This window comes from Buttiauxella sp. A111 (genome assembly GCF_014189855.1).
GTDB classification, from domain to species: domain Bacteria; phylum Pseudomonadota; class Gammaproteobacteria; order Enterobacterales; family Enterobacteriaceae; genus Buttiauxella; species Buttiauxella selenatireducens.
The window spans coordinates 372,148-388,185 of sequence record NZ_BJFN01000006.1 but is presented as its reverse complement, the minus strand read 5'-3'; the positions used below and the strand labels follow the sequence as shown (position 1 = coordinate 388,185).

Here is a 16,038-nt window from a genome sequence, read left to right as displayed (position 1 = left end):
ATCTGAGATATCAATCCTGCGAGTGCCCACACAGATTGTCTGATAAATTGTTAAAGAGCAGTGAGTTACGCGCTTTCGCTTGCTAACTCGAGGTGGCGTATATTACGCTTTCCTCTTTCAGAGTCAACCCTTAATTTCAGGATATTTGACTCTCATCGCCGCCGTTACTCTGTGATGTTGTTCACATGTTCCGTGTCGATGGAGGCGCATTATAGGGAGTTATCCTGAGGCTGCAACCCTAAATTTGCACTAATTTGACTGACTGCTGCAATCCCCAGCAAAACCCCGCCTTATACGCAGTTGTGCACAAAGTTATCCACAAAATTGATCGACTCCCCTTGATATACACACCATGAGGTTAGTAATACCTTCATTAGCAGTATGAGAACATCCCCAATAAGACGCGTTTTTCTGAAGACCAGCTCATCAGTATCCGCCACGAAGCCGGGCCTGGCGTTCCTGCCCGTGAGATCTACCGGAAGTATGTCATCTCCAACTATCCCTTCTATATATAGAAGGCGAAGAAGATTCACGGCATGGAGAGCAAGGCTTTTGATGGCGACGGCATTTTGTGGAAATGTATCCGGCCTCTCGCGAGTGAGATGTTGTTACAGCCAAGCCACGATGGAATCAGCAAGCATCGCTTCCTTAAGAGCACACTTCTGGCGTTCAGTACTACCCGCTTTCAGCCAGTGTCGATTCGTAGTTATGTTATCCGCTTAAACACAGCAAACATGTAAAACACATGCGGGTCGGTATGCCTATATAAATGTACGCTGCACGATGATGTCATCGTCGTCCCGTTCGAGGAGATTCAAAGACACTGCGTTACTGGGCACAACGTGGCGTCACCAATGCCCTCTTCCATTCTGGAAAATTCAACCCCAACCCCGAAAGTTGGAACAACATTCAGTTGGGTGAAAATGTGATGGTGGGCTGTGGGAATAGGATGCAGACAGGATGTATCTGCAACCAGTAGCAGGAAACATGATGACGAGGGCGATAGATTAAGCCAACTACCAGGATGACTTTGCTTTTACTTGAGCAAGCAGTTCCGTTTTATCCAGGTCAGATAACTTCACCCAACTTAATGTAAGTTCTGCCAGTTGATCATCTACCATATAGAAGTAAGCAAGTGGGACTTCCAGAGCTGTAGCAAGCTGCTGTGCGATCTCAATATTGGCCTGATGCACACCCTTTTCATAGCGATTGATGCGCGTGCTCGCAACGAACTCGTCTATCCCAGCAAGAATGCCAAGACTCTTTTGTGACAGCCCTTTCGAAAGACGTGCAGCTTTTAGGCGCTGGCAGAAGATATCGGGGTAATTAATAGAAGTTTTCATAGCTACGATAGTCGTAGCTTTATAGCGTAGCAGATACTACGAGTAACGTAGTTTTTGTATTAAATAGAGTGGTAACACAGATGGCTAACGGGCTAGATCTAAAACTTCTTCTTTAATCTGCAAAGATGATCGGCTAAAGAGCAAAAGCATTTCTGCCAATTGATCATCAGCATAGAAATAGGCAAGCGGTACATCTAATACTTCAGCCAAATACTGAGCCGTTTGTATATCAGCTTCATGAATCCCAAGCTCATACCGATTGATGCGAGCGCTCGCAACAAACTCATCTATACCTGCCAAAATCCCAAGGTTTCTTTGTGAAAGACCAGACGCAAGCCGGGAAGCTTTGAGCCTTTTGCAGAAAATTTCACGATAATTTGTTGTTGTTCGTATAACTACGATATTCGTAGTTTTCATTTAGACACAAAACTACGAATAACGTAGCATTGATTTGTGACAGTTCTATTTACAAGTAGTAGTTAGGAGGGAATCATGACAAACGGCTGGCATCAGGCAGATATCATCGCGGGTTTACATAAAAAGGGTACTTCCCTTGCAGCGCTTTCAAGAAGTGCTGGTTTGAGTTCATCAACACTGGCTAATGCACTTATACGGCCCTGGCCAAAAGGTGAGTTTTTGATTGCTGAGGCTTTAGGGGTACATCCGAGTGAAATTTGGCCTGGTAGATATTTTGGGGTTGATGGGGAAATTTTTGAGCGTAAGAATTTAATCCGAAAGGCTAGAGAGTAACTAAATGAAGTAATTCACGTTAAAATTAAAAAATAGCAAAGATAATTTACCTTCAATATGAAATCATGTTCACAACAGCAAATATCCTTATTAAGGATACTTGCCAAAAGGATAAAAAAAGACCATTGTAGTTTACAAAACCATAATTAAAATTCTACCATTTACTCAGAGTAAGCAAAGCGTGATAACTCACTAAAACCTAACAACTATAAACATTATAAAAATGTAGCTATAATTGTCAGCATTCAAGTATTACTTAGCTCTGTTAGTCACACCAAATGGTATATGTACAGAAGGAAGTACAGACGCAGAAGCATCAGAATGAAGGCGTTGATCATAAAAAACATGTGCGTCTTCATTATGCCAAGAATTTTACTCTTTTCCACTCCTCCCATAAAGAATGCCTCATTCACATTTATCCCCCAAGAACGCATGGTATTAATGACACGTTTGTGCGAAGGAGCATTTCTAGCGCTAACTATTGATATACGTAATATCCTTTGATATGAGGGATCTTTTTCCTCCATCTCCTCCTCCATTTTCTGAATGTCAGATATACGTTTTAAAAACTCTTTTAAAGGACCTGGATTATGTGAAACATTTACTTTTGATTCTTCATGGTGATGAAAATCTGCTAGAATGCGATTTTCTTGAAATATTGCTTCAGCTTCATCGTCAGCAATAACTCCATCGAAGTCAAAAGCAATTCTCAATTCGCGGTCTAGAACATCGTCCTTTATATTTCCTTTCAAGATCTGCCCAGCATGGTAACCTGCCATTACAGCTTGATTAACATCCTGTGAATTTGCAGAAAGGAACAACTCTATATCTAAAGCTGGTATATATTTATGGGGCGTTCACCCTTGCAAGAAAAGCGCTCGTGTTATACTTAAACCATAGCTTTCTATAGAGTTCATAACGCGCAGGCCGGTATCAGGATCATTTCGCGATAATAATATAACTTCGACCGGGGGGCTTGTTGGATTAATATTATTTAGGCTTAACAACCTTCTGATAAATGGGAATGCCCCCCTTTACTTAACAATACATCTTGATTTTCTCTCTGAAATTTTCGATATTCCTCTTCTCCCTTTTTTCTAAATATTTCATCCGACTCCTCGAGATCAAAAAGAGCACTGGAAGCTAAACCCATTACTAATCGAGAGGACAAATCATAAGGCATTTCTACTTTCCCTTGTATAATACAAGTGAGGATAAAAATTAGCCGTACTAAATCAAAGATGTGAGAACATTCACGGAAAAAAATTACAAAAAAAGCCGCTCGTGAGCGACTTAATTTGCATATCAAATGGTGCGAAGGCCGGACTCGCCAAATCAACATAACCATCTGAATTACATAAATATTAAATCATTTAAACCTTCTTTATATACTCACTTGTATACTCAATTGATTTTAGTTTGCTATGATTATAAATCAATGAGTTAGAGCAATGTGTATAGTCTCAGTTTTGAGCCATTTTTACCAGCAGGAAGCAACTCAAACTCTCCGCTTCAACGAGGCTTAGCTAACATCCCCGGATAGTGTTTCGCAATAATGTCATTCATCCTTTCTATCAACTCCAAACGCTTGAACGTCAGATGGGCTGTTCCCTTTTGAAAGTAACGAATACTGAAGAACTCATCCTCGTACATATCCTTAGCAGGGTTATCCCGAATATGTTCCATCAACCGGGTAGAAATATCACCACGGTTGTCGGGAATCGGTTTGCCATCGAGTAAAAACAGCATCCGCCCCAGATCCGCCAGTTGATCCCGCCTCCAGCCCCAGTTCAGACTAAATCCCCAGCGGTTATGCGTCACCAGATTGTTAATGATGATCTTCTTACCAAAGCTACAAGGGCTATTGGTCTTATAATCCCATGACAGACCTTTGAACACATTGATGATCCCACGCTCAAATACATCCATTTTATTCAGATGTAACTGCTCAAAAGTACTGAGTATATTCGCCTCGCTGATGGCAGGTAGATCGCCCTCCTCCAGGTTCTTATGCCATTGGTCGCGCGCCTGAGCATCCATCAATGCCATCATGCCAGACTTCAACATCAAATCACGCCAGATACTACGGTCAATATTGCGGGTGACAGCAGGGAGCGCTTTATCCACCGTTTCAGTCAGCCAACTATCGTAGCGGTGCCCGGCTTTCATCGCCCAGTCTTGCGCCGTACCACCGCCAACTTCTGAGGTTAATAGTGAAATGGCATCAAGCTGCTATATGAGCTGTTCAATTTGCAGCAGTGCTGCATCGCGGCCAGAAACTACTCGTTCGATACTGGTCGAACAGATGAGTTCATTGTGTTCCGTTAATACATCGGGTTCTGTTTGCATCGTCAATCATCCATAAAAGCAAACACGCCTGCCGGAAATGGCAGGCGCATTATGCGATGAATAAATAAGGTGGGAACTTCAGAGGTAAAAATCAGGAATGGTGCTCGAAGAATTTAAATATTCATTAATCCGGTAGCTCGCCTGGCCCTGAGAATATCGATAGCGGTTAGGAAGGGTGTCTGCTCTTGCCATGTAAACCCTTTGCGGTCAGTGCGTATCAGTTCATAACGTTCAACCAGAAAATTCACCGCATCAGCCAGTGTTATTCCTGCTTCGATATGTTCCTGGATGGCTGAATCATCATGGAATGGTGTGTCGTTGAGCGTAAGGCCGTAATGATGCTCAAGCAGATAGGTTAATAGTTGCTGCCAGATCTGCACGGGCGACAGGCGTGACGCAACCGGCACCGTGACCGGTACAGTTGAAATATACATGAGTTGAATCCCTGATAAAGGAAGAGGAAGTTGTTATCTGGTTACAGCTGACTGGGGATAAATAGCAATATAAACGTAGCCATGAGAGCCGAGAGTGTCAGCTTCGCAGGTGAGTCCGTTATGATGCAGACTGACGCAGTGCTGGCTGCGGGAATTAAGTTCTCCAGTGGTCAGCATTCTTTCCAGCTGTTTCATCATCAGTGGAAACGCCTGATCCAAACGCAATGCTTCATCGTCACTGAATGAGCCATTAAACCCAGCTCGGTCAGCCAGAAAGTAGAGACGGTTGCCTTCCTGAACCAGGCGAGCGCCGAAGCATGGCGTGATATTACGTATTAATCCCCACTGAAGGCAGAATGCGCTCTCCGCCGATGTGCCGGATAAGGTGGTCGACTGCATTAACATATTCCTTAATGACTGAGAGAGGTGATTAATTCATCGTCACGCTGCGAAGGATGGCATATGGGCCTGCCCGGTCCTGACGACGCTCAACAAAAACAGCGAGTACGCCGCTGATATTCTGAACTTCACGTCCGTAGTAATGGCAGACACTGCCATGCCACTGGTAGTGACCTGTACAGAAGGCAGATAACCGGGATTCGGGATGCTGACGATAAATATGCATCGCCTGGCGTTTACTGATGATTTTCATTCTGCACCTCACAACCAGCCACATTCAGCAAAAGACACCACTTCGTTCCCGACCACGAGATGATCCAGCACCCGCACTTCCACCAGTGCCAGCGCTTTCGCGATCCGCTGAGTAACATGTTTATCCTGCTGACTGATTTCTGTTGTACCTGAAGGATGGTTATGGGCCAGAATGACCGCAGCGGCGTTGTGCTTCAGGGCTGACTTCACCACTTCACGGGGATGCACTTCGGTATGGCTGAGAGTGCCGGTAAAGAGTGCTTCGCGCCCCAAAAGGCAGTGCTGGTTATCGAGATACATCACGATAAAGACTTCCCGCTCCAGGTGAGCCATCTGCAGTTGTAGCCAGGTTTTGGTGAAGCTGGTGGAGGTAAAAGACTCACTCGGCTGACGCTGATACTTTTCCAGCAGTCGTAACGCCCGACGGATAACGCGTTGCTCATTTGGTAGTAATACCGGGGATAAATTGAGTGCGGACATAATTACTCCTTAAAACAAAAGCCCCGCCGGATTAGTGGCAGGGCATGAAGAGATGGAAGGTAAAAAGGTTCATGAAGTAAGCTGCAGCATATTCTCAGCCATCACCCACAGAGCGCGGTTAAGCTTCACATCACCGTCGATACCTTTTACGGCACGGGTATGGGCACGTTTGCCTTTGGTCGTTCGCCCCGACAAACCACCTTTAATCAGGTTTTCCTGAATACGCTGGTAAGTGGTCCATAAATCGTTACTCTCATCCTGCCAGCGGCGTGGGGAAAGAATTTGTGATTCGGTTACCGGCTGATGTTCTTCACCAAAGCGATACGTCAATGCTGCTTTTGCCATCGCCTGCTGGGCTGGTGGAGGTAGCATTAGCGATTGCATGGCATCGCGCTTCTCCTCCACCCGGTCAAATATCCCCAGTACCTCGTAAGCACCTTCGATAACCTTCTCCACTATGTTGCCTTTGTGTGGCACACGCACTTCGCCGAAAGACTCGCCACATATCAATCCGTTCTGACAAACAGCACGAAACAAGCCCGGCAGCATCTGATAAGAACTAGAACCATCATGGCTGTTCAGCAGGATGATTTCCGGGACCTGTTTGCCAGTAATCTGGCCTTCACGCCGCAGACGCAACATATGTTTTGTGTGCTCGCGCTTGCTGGGATCGCGAACGCGGGTCTGACAAGCAAAAAATGGCTGGAACCCTTCGCGTTGCAGGTTATCCAGTAGGGTAATGGTTGGAATATAGGTATAGCGGTCACTACGGGATTCATGTTTCTCCTCGCTAAAAACACTGGGTACATAATGCGCGAGTTCATCGTGTGTCAATGGACGGTCGCGGCGAACCAGATTGACCACACTAAAGCGGCTGGCTAATTTCATGGTTATTTCCTGTATTTGAGACAAAAGAAAACGCCCTGCTCGAATGAGCAGGGCGCTGGTGGTGTATTACTGATGTTTTAAGCATTGTGGGTAAGACTTACGGAAGTGCAAATTTCGGCACACAGCCGTTATCGCCAAATTCAGGAAGAACATTGGCAGCGCCGTTGAGCGTGAACGTTGCTGCTTTTGCGCTGGTTCCCGAGACAATAACGCGCTTGCCGCTACGTAATTTATTCCATGCCCACATCACATTGTCTGAACCCCCATGGGATTCGCTTTCGCTGATATTCGCTTCTTCTTCGTTATCAATTTTCATGGTCAGCTTCTGGCCATCATCCATGCTGACCTGATGGCCGTTTACATCAGTGAAGATAATGGTTACCGCCTGTGAACCGGTACTTTCGCAGGCGAGGTATAACTGTGACTGCCCCTTACCGAGGATGGTGTATTCAGCGGTGCCCTGAGCGTAGCCGCTTGTCCAGGCATCCTGGCTACCAAATGCCATTGCCTGGGCGGATAAAAGAAGAACGAGAGCAAGGGGTATGCAAGGTTTTAGTGTCATAGTTTTAGTCCGTTAAATGGGTGAGGAAGGGAAACACTGCTGATAAGGCGTTTATTTCATTCGCTGATAGTGAAGGTTCCCTTGTTGGTAAATACACGTGCTTCAACGAAGCTGCAGTTAATTCCTTTTTGCTGGAGCGGGTTGCCGAAATGCCACGTCAGGCCATCGGCAAACTTCATGGTAGTGGGGGTAAATCCCTCCTTTTTGGGCACCCAGCCTTCAACCGTAATGCCCTGATAGGTGACCGTTCCTTTTGCCAACAGCAGGCATCTGCCCCGGTTTACGTCAATGTTCTTGATCTGGATGTTGTCAGTCCTGGCGATAACAGTGACAAGCAGCTCGAAACCACTCTTCTGGACATCGAGTTTAATAACATCATTTTCAGTCGCTCCGGCAGGCAAAGACACCGTTGCCAGTAGTGCCATGGCGGCGGTGACAGGATAAATTTTTTTCATCTGAGTCCTTAAAACGCGATCAACCCTACGATTCATCGCATTGATTTTTAATAAATAAAATTTCAAGCAAAGCAATCCCTGAGAGATTCTATAACCTGATATTAATAGTGGATAATGAATAAACCCGATCGGTTCGATCGACAAAATAGATCGTAATTCAGCAAAATTGCTTGTTGATGGTATTAACCGAAAAAGAACGACCAGACGCTATGAGCAGCTCGAGCCACGGTATGAGTTACGGCGTGAAGAGCATTGCGGGCAACCTGAGGCATAGGTATCAGGTCAATGACGTGATCAACGGTATCCGCCACGAGTTCTGCGAAGCTGTCGCGGGCGGTGCTGGTGGTATAGTGCGTGCGGTAAGCACTGTGAAGATGAGGTACTAGTGGGCTGCGGGCCTGCTTTGGGAGCCGGGTGATCATGGCCTCCACCACTTTTGCCAGTTGATAACGGCCTTTGACCGAGATCGGCAGAATCTCGTCAGCCGCCACGGGAAGCTGACGGGCCACGGCCTGACGTTTCAGTACAATATGCTCCGCCTGTCGCGCAGAAGGCTGCGCCGATGCCCGGTTCCACAGCTCGGCTGGCTCAGTCTTATCCACCTGGTTGAGCAGCCACAGGACAGGAGGCAACGAGCCGCAGTACTGTGCAAATACATCTTCATAGAACTGCTCTTCAGCCGCATAAGCACGGTCATCGGCCTTAAGCACCCAGATAACCATATCAAGCTCAGGCATAAGTTCGCGGTAAAGCTTCCGGTACTCACCGTCACGGCACTGACTTTCCCCTACGCCGGGCAAATCGATGAGCGTCAGGTAGTGAGAGCCCAAACGCAGCCGGATGCGCTGAGGTTTTCGGGTACAGGATTCTACGGCATTGACGGCGCAGACTTCACTGCGAAACAGCGCGTTGCACAGGCTGCTCTTCCCGACGCCCGTTTTGCCCATGATGCCGATAACCGGTTCATAGGTAACAAGCTTGTTAAGCTCGCTTAAAAGGGACTGACGTAGTGAACGTGGATAGCGCCGCAGATGGCGGCGGATAAGGGCATAACCCGATGGATTTTTCATGGTGGCTTCCAGATAGCAAAAAGGCCATCCGGAGTGGATGGCCTGTTGAGGTGAAACGGGAGGGAATTCATTAAGGTGATATATAACTGAGAAAAGTTTAGACGTACTGCGCAGCGGTCATTTAATGCATTTGATGGATTAGAGCTGAGGGGCTGCTATGTGTCAGAAGCGGACCTTGCTTACATTATGGGGGGCAGCTCAGTGCTATGATTGGCATTGCTCAGTCTGGACTGAGTCTCCACAAGGTAATACTTGCCAAAAAGTATAGTTCCCCTAACCGCAGGGTCTTGTTATTGGCAGGGCCTCCATAACAATTTCCAGGGCGCTCCGTTCCTCTTATGAAAATCGACTACGTCTATCTGCATCAATACCGAAACTTCGCTGAAGCACACATCAATCTAGCCAAGAACAGCTTGGTGATTGGAAGCAACGATGTTGGTAAAACCAATATGATTCATGCGTTGCGACTTTTGCTCGACAAGAGTTTGTCAGAGGCTGATATCGAGCCGACGGCACGTGACTTCCATTGTGGGCAAAATGGCATACAGGCCAATTACTTTATGATTCGAGTTGCGTTCTCAGAAGTAACTCAGGACGCCGTTCTTTCCCAACTCAAGGGCTTTGTTAGTGCTACAGGCCACTTCTTTCTTGAATTTAGGGCCACCAGGGCGAACCATAGCTATGAGATCGCTGCAGGCTATGACCTCTCTGCAATGGAGGTTATTCCTAGTCGTCATTACCTAAAGCACCTTCATCTGAAGTACATCCACTCTCAGCGGGACCTTGTACGATACATCCGTTCAGAGAAGCGGCATCTTTTGCGTCTTGCGCAGGAATCACGCGATGATGCCCAAGTGGATGCCGATGCCATACAGCTACAGACACTTGCTGGGCTGCTGGAATCCATAAACTCTGGCGTGAAGAACCTGCACTATGTTGCAGAGGCAACCAGAGACCTAAACGATGAATTGCAGGCTCTCTCACACCATCACATGGGATACAACGTTTCACTGGATACCGGAGCAATAGGTATCGAGCAGTTCATCGAGCAGTTGGAGCTGGGAGCCAGCACCAATGGTTCTCGTGTAATGCTCGGGGGTGATGGCCGCAATAATCAAATCCTGCTGGCTTTGTGGAAAGCAAAAAGTGTGCTTGAGCATGACCAAGACAGCGAGGTGGTGATCTATTGCGTCGAAGAGCCCGAAGCACATCTGCACCCCCACCAACAGCGCAAACTAGCAAGCTATCTCATCAGCGCGTTACCAGGTCAAACCATAGTTACCACACATTCTCCACAGATTGCTGCAAGCTACCACCCCAACTCGATTATTCGCCTATTGCGTAGCAACGGAGCGTCCCGAGCGGCAAGTCAAGGTTGCTCTGATTGCATCAATAGCGCATGGACAGGGCTTGGCTACAGAATAAGCATTCTTCCCGCGGAGGCGTTTTTCTCCTCAGCAGTCATGTTAGTTGAAGGACCTTCAGAAATGCTGTTCTATGCAGCACTAGCACGTGCTCATGATTACGATCTTGATCAGAGCAATGTATCATTGTTGTCTGTTGATGGTGTGGCGTTTGAGGTTTATAAACGCGTACTAGACGCTTTGGAGATCCCATGGGCTGTGCGAACCGATAATGACATCTCAAATATTCTGATCGGCCCTCGAGGCGCGCAAGAGGTGCATCGTAACCTCGCGGGTATGAACCGTGCTCTATCACTAGCTGGTATGCCTCCTCAGCTACACCGTTCTCAACCATATGATCATGCTGCATCGTTGGCTGACGGCACCTGGCAAGCAGTCAGTACCTCCGTCGCCCCCCACGGCATCTTCCTTTCGAAAATTGATCTGGAAAATGACATTGCTGTCGAACTCCCGGCCCTGTTGAACGGGTTTAAAGGTCATGAATTAATTCAAGCGATCGCTTACATGCAAGGCAAAAAAGCCATTCGCATGCAGGAGTTCGTTGAGCACTGCGGGCCCCAGCTCAGAGTTCAAATTAATGGACATCTGTTAAAACCGTTACTCTATTGCATCCAAGCTGCAGCGCAGGTTTAATTATGGCCACCTTCACGCCAAGTGCAGAACAAAACCAAGCTATTCAATACAAGAGCAACATGGTTATCACCGCCCGTCCCGGCAGTGGAAAAACCAGCGTTCTTTCATGCAAGGTTCGGAATATGATCTCTGAGCTACGTCCCCACCAAGGCATCATTGCCATTTCCTTCACAAACAAAGCGAGCAATGAACTGGAGCGCCGCTGCAGAGCCGACGCTTTCGACGTGAAGAGTTCTTTCTTTGGCACTATCGACGATTTTTGTCTTCGAGAGATCATCTTTCCATTTGGGCGGCAGTTGATGTCTGTAGCCGCTGAGATCAAAACTGCCAAGATCAGGGAATTGCCCGACTCGGTGACTCGCATGCTGCCGTTAACGCCGCTTAAGGATGGTAGCGTTGCCAACACAATCAATTTTCTGCCGTTCATACAGCAGGCACTGGCCTTAGGTTTCGTCCCCTTAGAGGCAGTAGGTATGCTTGCCCATTACGTGGTCGAACGGTCATTTGCCTGCCAGAAATACCTCGTGGCACGTTATCGAGCAGTCTATATTGATGAATATCAGGACAGTGGGTACTTTCAGCATCAGCTATTTCAAAAGTTGAAGGAATTTGGTTTGACAGCTGTTGCAGTCGGCGACAATGACCAATCTATTTATGCATTTGCTCAAAAATCAGACAAATATCTACTAGCACTCACTGCTCAAGGAAGCGGCTTTGAGCATTTTTCTATCACTACTAATTTCCGCTGTCATCCATCCATCAATGATTTTGCACTTCGTTTGCTCAACCCAAACCATCCAATCACGCCAACGGACGATATGCGGGTGTTAATCAAGACGATCAATGGTGACCAACGTACTATGAGTCTCTGGTTAGAAACCGCCATACCTCATCTTATGGATCATTATCAAATCGCATCGGCGGAAAGAGTGGCCATTCTGTGTCGACATCAGCATTCGGCGAAGTTGATTGCTAATCATCTGAGACTTTCTAACCGACTTGTCGAGGATAATCCTTTCGAGGCCGCATCAACGAGCGAAGCACTACTTTTTTCTGATTTGCTGAAACTACGTTACGATCCAATGATGACTGCCGAGTATCTGATTGATCGAGCAGGTAAATTAAACCGAACTACACAGGAGCGGCGTGCGCTTCGTCGAGCGATTTTAAGTTGCCGATCTTGCTTAGATGGCGATCTCATTGTGAAAGTGTTAGCTGCAGCCGCAAGCTTACTGAGACAACAACCTTCGTCTGTCGCTGTGACTGAGCTTGAAAGCGTTTGTGGAGATAACGGCAAGCTTCGCTGGTTCCAAAGATCCAGCGACAATGCCGTTCAGATTATGACCCTGCACAAGGCCAAAGGGCTTGAATTTGAACTTGTTTTCCATGCTGACCTTTACGATCACGTTATTCCTACACGCCTCTATCCTCCAGGAAAGTTTGGTCAGGTTATCTTTGAGAATGAAATTCAATGTTTAAATCTGCATTACGTTGGGGTCACGCGTGCTGTTAAAGCTTGCGTATTGATGACATCGAACTATCGGATAAATGGGCAAGGAAATGTTAAGAACGGTCAACCCTCACAGTTCATTGGCAGGAATGGCGCGAATGCTATACCCATCATTTGGTAACGCCCATGATAGGTAAAGTCGCTTAGCGAGTCTAAATAGCCGATCCTAATATCGCTACACTTTGGCCAGGCCATGCTCATCGTCCTGGAATAGGCCAACCCTACTCATACAATTCTTCATCTTTTTAATAAGTTACCACATTGAAAGGTATTGATGATTATGAGTGTAGTGTAATGCCACCACTGTTAAATATGATTTATAAACTTTGGGTTGAAATGGATGCCAATTATATAGATTCCTACGTCCGCTCCTCGCTGTGATTTCAATGGATCTCTATGCTAACGACTCCGCACCCGGTGCGTACGGTATCGTTTTCGAGCTGTAACTCGTGAGCATGAAGGGTCACCCTTTACTTATCGACGCTATATGCTCTCCATAGTTGGAGGGCATAGCAGTATCATTTTGAAGCTCTTGTTCCATTTTTTTACGGAGTTTTCTCTGCTCGTATTTATGCCTGCTGTACTGATTGTTATAGACAGGTTTGTCGCTCTGTGTAACCGAGGTAACCCCGGGGATTTTGCTATAGTTTTTTGCCACCCTGGCCAGGTAGCTAAGGTGATTTTTCTGACTATCATCCATGCCCGTAATATTCTTCAACTGCTGTTTTAACGCTTTAAGATGGGTCTGACTGTATCTTTCCTTATTGATTTTTTTCATTTCTGCTCTGGCAATCAATGCAGTCAGTTCAGCCACAGTTTTCTCCTCTATCCCTCTGTATTTATTAGGGTCTTCAGATGGAAAGGGAAGCAGGACATCTTTATAAACAATCTGATAGCTCCCACTTCCACCATCAACCATTTCGGCATTCAGCAAATGTTTCGGCGGTGATGGCAACTCGCCAGCAAATGAGTAGTAATGGATGTCGACATGGCAACCACTCACTTTGCCCAAGGTGCTGCCAATGTCATGCGCATACCAGGTACTCAAATTGTCTTCAGTAAGATAGAAGATGATATGCAGAAACGGCACAAAGTATGTGTCTGTCAACATGACCACCTTTGAATATCCCAGGAAAGATGAATAGGGTGATCTATGCCTGAGCTTTCTAATCACTTGCGGCAATAGCTTATTAAGCCGGGCCACATGTTCTTTCATCCGCTGGTGTGCAGAGCCGTTATGCTGCGAACCTTCCTGACTGAGGAAGATTGACATGGGGAGAAGGGTCAGCGTTTTTTTGTCAGAACGGCTGTTACGTTGTAGAGAAAAGTAATGTTGCTGAAGATCCGCAAAAAGCCTCTTTTTATCATTCAGCAGTGTTTTCACTACCCGGCGATCATCTTTCTGCAGTGGGTGCCGGAACGGATATGTCCAGCGGTCAGCATTCTTTTTCTTTGCAAACGAGATATCATTACTTGCGTTACGGCTTGAGCTGAAAGACTGCGATTGGGTACGTCGCTCCTTTCTACTCCGCTCCTCTTTCTCTATATCCTTGATGAGTAATGTTTGCCAAAAGTTGATGGGATCATAATCTTTATTCTTTTGACCATCATTCTGTTCAGACGAACGCTTATTGAAGCAGGTGAACGTGTAATTATCAGCAATGTCGCCATACGTAACCTCATCGAACCCTCGTCCTGCATCTCGCGGTTCGACGCCAAAAAAACGAAGTTCGTCTAAAGGTAACCGCATTAGATCCTGCTGCTGACCTGTAGGCTTTCCCTTCATAGCTTCACCATTCCCTCGTGAACGTACTTTTCTCTTATCTGGCATACCGCTCTTAACCTCCCCCAACAAAGCATTACCTATGACCATTTTTTACAGTAATTTTTGATGTGTAAAGAATAAAAATTCGACCAAAGCATTACAGATAATCACCATTATAAATGTCGTTTTTCATGTCGGAAAATAACACCTGAAAAGTCATTTTTTCCAGCATTAATGGGGGGAAATATGACTTAGTGTAGTTTTTATAGAAAAAACGCGCAGATGGAATGCAAGCAGTCAATGAATTCCCACAAGTAGAACGCAGCGACAAGGGCAACCAATTTCAGTTTGCAGTGAATTGGCACCAACCAGGCAGATACCTGTTAACAGCATTTTCTTGGAGTCGTCATTCAGTTTTGAAGTTTAATGGGTATAGCCCGAGGGCGTGATAACCATATGCAACATTCCCCAAGAACTGATACTAATCTGAACGACACCCATTACCGGACGCTAAACCGGCATCTGCGCCATCACCTGACTAAGCTGTTTGCTCGTTACTCCAAACTGATCATGCTGCGAGTGGACTTATCATACCAACTGGACAGCCATTCAAGGGATGAAGGCGATATTCACTCCACAGTGGCCGATATGGCGTTATTGCTCCAGCGCAGTTACGACATCAACGTGCTGGTGGGGTATGCGTGGGTGCTGGAATACACGGAGGGGCACGGGATGCATATTCACGCTGCTTTCTATATGAATGCGCAAAAGCATCGGAAAGTATGGCCTGTGTTTGAAAAGTTGAAAGATATCTGGCTGGAAGTCACCGAAGGCGAAGATGTTGCCTTCCGCTGTGCTCCTCAGAGTTACTACAAGGTTCAGGGGGAATGTGTTACGCCATACCATGACCTACAGGGACGTAAGGGGATGCAATACATCCTGAACTACTTGGGTAAGCAGTCGTAGCGGACAGTACGCCGGATTTACAGAGTCAGCGCTATTCCGGCACCGGCGGTGAGCAGCAGACCACGCCCATGTGTTCCAGACGTTAATCCTGTTTTACCTGACGGTTCTGAGAATAAGTATAACGAAATTTATCACCGTAGATGGATTCCGTATCCAGCACAAAGTCCAGTTGGTGTGGCTGCTGTGATGCCCACTTCAGTCTTAACAGGTCTGAAGCACATTTTTTATCAAAGTCTCTTGCTTCCACCAGAAATATTTCTTCTCCAACTTTAAAGGAATCATTCGGACGTGGGCCACCAATCGCAAAACACTCAGCTCGAAGTCCTAATGCCTGAACAGCCCTGACGAAGATATTGTTGTCAACGGCATCCACGGGTTTGCCATTGACTGTCACGGTAACCCCGTTAACAAAAGCCGTTCCCATACCGTTGTTGATGACATAAATTCCCCATTGATTTTTGCGGCCGTCAATAGAGAAATAAGCATTCATCCTCGGTTCTACAGAAATATGGTTGTGCTTGATTTCCTCTCTGCCCTGCCAGATAGCGAACACAAGCGAGATCATGGCAATGATGATGCCTGCAGATGCGAGGATCGAGTCGCGGTACGTTGTCAGAAAATGGCGCATGAACGGTGTTTCCTTACGATAAGTCAGCTGCTTCAATGCCATATTGTTGGTCAGGTATACGCTGTAATTAAGGTATATAATACTGTTTCTAAAGAAGAGATATTTTCAATTAATCTTCCTTCCCCCAGGC

At 46.4% G+C, this 16,038-nt stretch carries 17 protein-coding genes and 2 pseudogenes; 4 read left to right on the top strand and 15 right to left on the bottom strand.

Annotated elements, in window-relative coordinates; all coding sequences use genetic code 11:
* Positions 1 to 1,016 precede the first annotated feature (1,016 nt).
* Together BSPA111_RS18970 and BSPA111_RS18965 are read right to left on the bottom strand one after the other, a co-directional pair.
* The gene (locus BSPA111_RS18970) at positions 1,017 to 1,343 is read right to left on the bottom strand and encodes a helix-turn-helix domain-containing protein (protein WP_183272689.1); all 327 of its coding nucleotides are present in this window, start codon (positions 1,341 to 1,343) and stop codon (positions 1,017 to 1,019) included.
* Positions 1,344 to 1,427: 84 nt separating this feature from the next.
* Positions 1,428 to 1,736, bottom strand: a complete 309-nt coding sequence (locus BSPA111_RS18965; RefSeq protein ID WP_373925646.1) for a helix-turn-helix domain-containing protein — start codon at positions 1,734 to 1,736, stop codon at positions 1,428 to 1,430.
* A gap of 99 nt (positions 1,737 to 1,835) precedes the next feature.
* Here BSPA111_RS18965 and BSPA111_RS18960 point away from each other — a divergent pair, with 99 nt between their 5' ends.
* A complete protein-coding gene (locus BSPA111_RS18960; protein WP_183272687.1) occupies positions 1,836 to 2,093 on the top strand; it encodes a helix-turn-helix transcriptional regulator in 258 nt (85 codons plus the stop codon).
* 269 nt (positions 2,094 to 2,362) lie between these two features.
* Here the strand turns inward: BSPA111_RS18960 and BSPA111_RS22530 are convergent.
* The 11 genes and pseudogenes from BSPA111_RS22530 to BSPA111_RS18910 form a co-directional block, all read right to left on the bottom strand.
* Positions 2,363 to 3,100 (bottom strand): annotated as a pseudogene (locus BSPA111_RS22530) (5'-nucleotidase).
* The gene (locus tag BSPA111_RS22825) at positions 3,094 to 3,246 is read right to left on the bottom strand and encodes a 5'-nucleotidase (protein WP_373925645.1); all 153 of its coding nucleotides are present in this window, start codon (positions 3,244 to 3,246) and stop codon (positions 3,094 to 3,096) included. The pseudogene BSPA111_RS22530 and the gene BSPA111_RS22825 overlap by 7 nt, the downstream one beginning before the upstream one ends.
* Before the next feature lie 359 nt (positions 3,247 to 3,605).
* A pseudogene (locus BSPA111_RS18950) lies at positions 3,606 to 4,442 on the bottom strand (DUF4942 domain-containing protein).
* Positions 4,443 to 4,555: 113 nt separating this feature from the next.
* Positions 4,556 to 4,876 (bottom strand): TA system toxin CbtA family protein, encoded by a 321-nt coding sequence (locus BSPA111_RS18945; RefSeq protein WP_183272686.1) that lies wholly within the window; start codon positions 4,874 to 4,876, stop codon positions 4,556 to 4,558.
* Positions 4,877 to 4,909: 33 nt separating this feature from the next.
* Entirely contained in the window at positions 4,910 to 5,275 is a 366-nt protein-coding gene (locus tag BSPA111_RS18940) for a type IV toxin-antitoxin system YeeU family antitoxin (protein WP_183272685.1), read from the bottom strand.
* Between the two features lie 31 nt (positions 5,276 to 5,306).
* Entirely contained in the window at positions 5,307 to 5,528 is a 222-nt protein-coding gene (locus BSPA111_RS18935) for a DUF987 domain-containing protein (protein WP_059177774.1), read from the bottom strand.
* Between the two features lie 8 nt (positions 5,529 to 5,536).
* A complete protein-coding gene (gene radC, locus BSPA111_RS18930) occupies positions 5,537 to 6,007 on the bottom strand; it encodes a DNA repair protein RadC (RefSeq protein ID WP_183272684.1) in 471 nt (156 codons plus the stop codon).
* Positions 6,008 to 6,076: 69 nt separating this feature from the next.
* Positions 6,077 to 6,895, bottom strand: coding sequence for a DUF932 domain-containing protein (locus BSPA111_RS18925; protein ID WP_183272683.1), 819 nt, complete (start codon positions 6,893 to 6,895; stop codon positions 6,077 to 6,079).
* A gap of 97 nt (positions 6,896 to 6,992) precedes the next feature.
* The gene (locus BSPA111_RS18920; RefSeq protein WP_183272682.1) at positions 6,993 to 7,457 is read right to left on the bottom strand and encodes a hypothetical protein; all 465 of its coding nucleotides are present in this window, start codon (positions 7,455 to 7,457) and stop codon (positions 6,993 to 6,995) included.
* A gap of 56 nt (positions 7,458 to 7,513) precedes the next feature.
* A complete protein-coding gene (locus BSPA111_RS18915) occupies positions 7,514 to 7,912 on the bottom strand; it encodes a hypothetical protein (protein ID WP_183272681.1) in 399 nt (132 codons plus the stop codon).
* A gap of 182 nt (positions 7,913 to 8,094) precedes the next feature.
* Complete coding sequence (locus BSPA111_RS18910; protein WP_183272680.1) at positions 8,095 to 8,982, bottom strand: GTPase family protein; 888 nt, start codon at positions 8,980 to 8,982, stop codon at positions 8,095 to 8,097.
* Positions 8,983 to 9,320: 338 nt separating this feature from the next.
* On the opposite strand from BSPA111_RS18910, the gene BSPA111_RS18905 reads away from it, so the two are divergent.
* Entirely contained in the window at positions 9,321 to 11,039 is a 1,719-nt protein-coding gene (locus tag BSPA111_RS18905) for an ATP-dependent endonuclease (protein ID WP_183272679.1), read from the top strand.
* A gap of 2 nt (positions 11,040 to 11,041) precedes the next feature.
* On the top strand, positions 11,042 to 12,670 hold the full coding sequence (locus BSPA111_RS18900; protein WP_183272678.1) for a UvrD-helicase domain-containing protein: 1,629 nt from the start codon (positions 11,042 to 11,044) through the stop codon (positions 12,668 to 12,670).
* A gap of 342 nt (positions 12,671 to 13,012) precedes the next feature.
* Here the strand turns inward: BSPA111_RS18900 and BSPA111_RS18895 are convergent, their stop codons facing one another.
* Entirely contained in the window at positions 13,013 to 14,380 is a 1,368-nt protein-coding gene (locus BSPA111_RS18895) for a hypothetical protein (RefSeq protein ID WP_183272677.1), read from the bottom strand.
* Between the two features lie 390 nt (positions 14,381 to 14,770).
* On the opposite strand from BSPA111_RS18895, the gene BSPA111_RS18890 reads away from it, so the two are divergent.
* Positions 14,771 to 15,280 (top strand): inovirus-type Gp2 protein, encoded by a 510-nt coding sequence (locus tag BSPA111_RS18890; protein WP_183272676.1) that lies wholly within the window; start codon positions 14,771 to 14,773, stop codon positions 15,278 to 15,280.
* An 82-nt stretch (positions 15,281 to 15,362) separates the two neighbouring features.
* Here BSPA111_RS18890 and BSPA111_RS18885 read toward each other — a convergent pair whose 3' ends face one another.
* Positions 15,363 to 15,908, bottom strand: coding sequence for a hypothetical protein (locus tag BSPA111_RS18885; RefSeq protein WP_183272675.1), 546 nt, complete (start codon positions 15,906 to 15,908; stop codon positions 15,363 to 15,365).
* Positions 15,909 to 16,038 lie beyond the last annotated feature (130 nt).

What these genes read in the sequence shown, in the direction of transcription:
- BSPA111_RS18970 (WP_183272689.1), bottom strand. Translation starts at nt 1,343, where the DNA reads ATGAAAACTTCTATTAATTACCCCGATATCTTCTGCCAGCGCCTAAAA.
- BSPA111_RS18960 (WP_183272687.1), top strand. Translation starts at nt 1,836, where the DNA reads ATGACAAACGGCTGGCATCAGGCAGATATCATCGCGGGTTTACATAAA.
- BSPA111_RS22825 (WP_373925645.1), bottom strand. Translation starts at nt 3,246, where the DNA reads ATGGGTTTAGCTTCCAGTGCTCTTTTTGATCTCGAGGAGTCGGATGAA.
- BSPA111_RS18945 (WP_183272686.1), bottom strand. Translation starts at nt 4,876, where the DNA reads ATGTATATTTCAACTGTACCGGTCACGGTGCCGGTTGCGTCACGCCTG.
- BSPA111_RS18940 (WP_183272685.1), bottom strand. Translation starts at nt 5,275, where the DNA reads ATGCAGTCGACCACCTTATCCGGCACATCGGCGGAGAGCGCATTCTGC.
- BSPA111_RS18935 (WP_059177774.1), bottom strand. Translation starts at nt 5,528, where the DNA reads ATGAAAATCATCAGTAAACGCCAGGCGATGCATATTTATCGTCAGCAT.
- radC (WP_183272684.1), bottom strand. Translation starts at nt 6,007, where the DNA reads ATGTCCGCACTCAATTTATCCCCGGTATTACTACCAAATGAGCAACGC.
- BSPA111_RS18925 (WP_183272683.1), bottom strand. Translation starts at nt 6,895, where the DNA reads ATGAAATTAGCCAGCCGCTTTAGTGTGGTCAATCTGGTTCGCCGCGAC.
- BSPA111_RS18920 (WP_183272682.1), bottom strand. Translation starts at nt 7,457, where the DNA reads ATGACACTAAAACCTTGCATACCCCTTGCTCTCGTTCTTCTTTTATCC.
- BSPA111_RS18915 (WP_183272681.1), bottom strand. Translation starts at nt 7,912, where the DNA reads ATGAAAAAAATTTATCCTGTCACCGCCGCCATGGCACTACTGGCAACG.
- BSPA111_RS18910 (WP_183272680.1), bottom strand. Translation starts at nt 8,982, where the DNA reads ATGAAAAATCCATCGGGTTATGCCCTTATCCGCCGCCATCTGCGGCGC.
- BSPA111_RS18905 (WP_183272679.1), top strand. Translation starts at nt 9,321, where the DNA reads ATGAAAATCGACTACGTCTATCTGCATCAATACCGAAACTTCGCTGAA.
- BSPA111_RS18900 (WP_183272678.1), top strand. Translation starts at nt 11,042, where the DNA reads ATGGCCACCTTCACGCCAAGTGCAGAACAAAACCAAGCTATTCAATAC.
- BSPA111_RS18895 (WP_183272677.1), bottom strand. Translation starts at nt 14,380, where the DNA reads ATGCCAGATAAGAGAAAAGTACGTTCACGAGGGAATGGTGAAGCTATG.
- BSPA111_RS18890 (WP_183272676.1), top strand. Translation starts at nt 14,771, where the DNA reads ATGCAACATTCCCCAAGAACTGATACTAATCTGAACGACACCCATTAC.
- BSPA111_RS18885 (WP_183272675.1), bottom strand. Translation starts at nt 15,908, where the DNA reads ATGCGCCATTTTCTGACAACGTACCGCGACTCGATCCTCGCATCTGCA.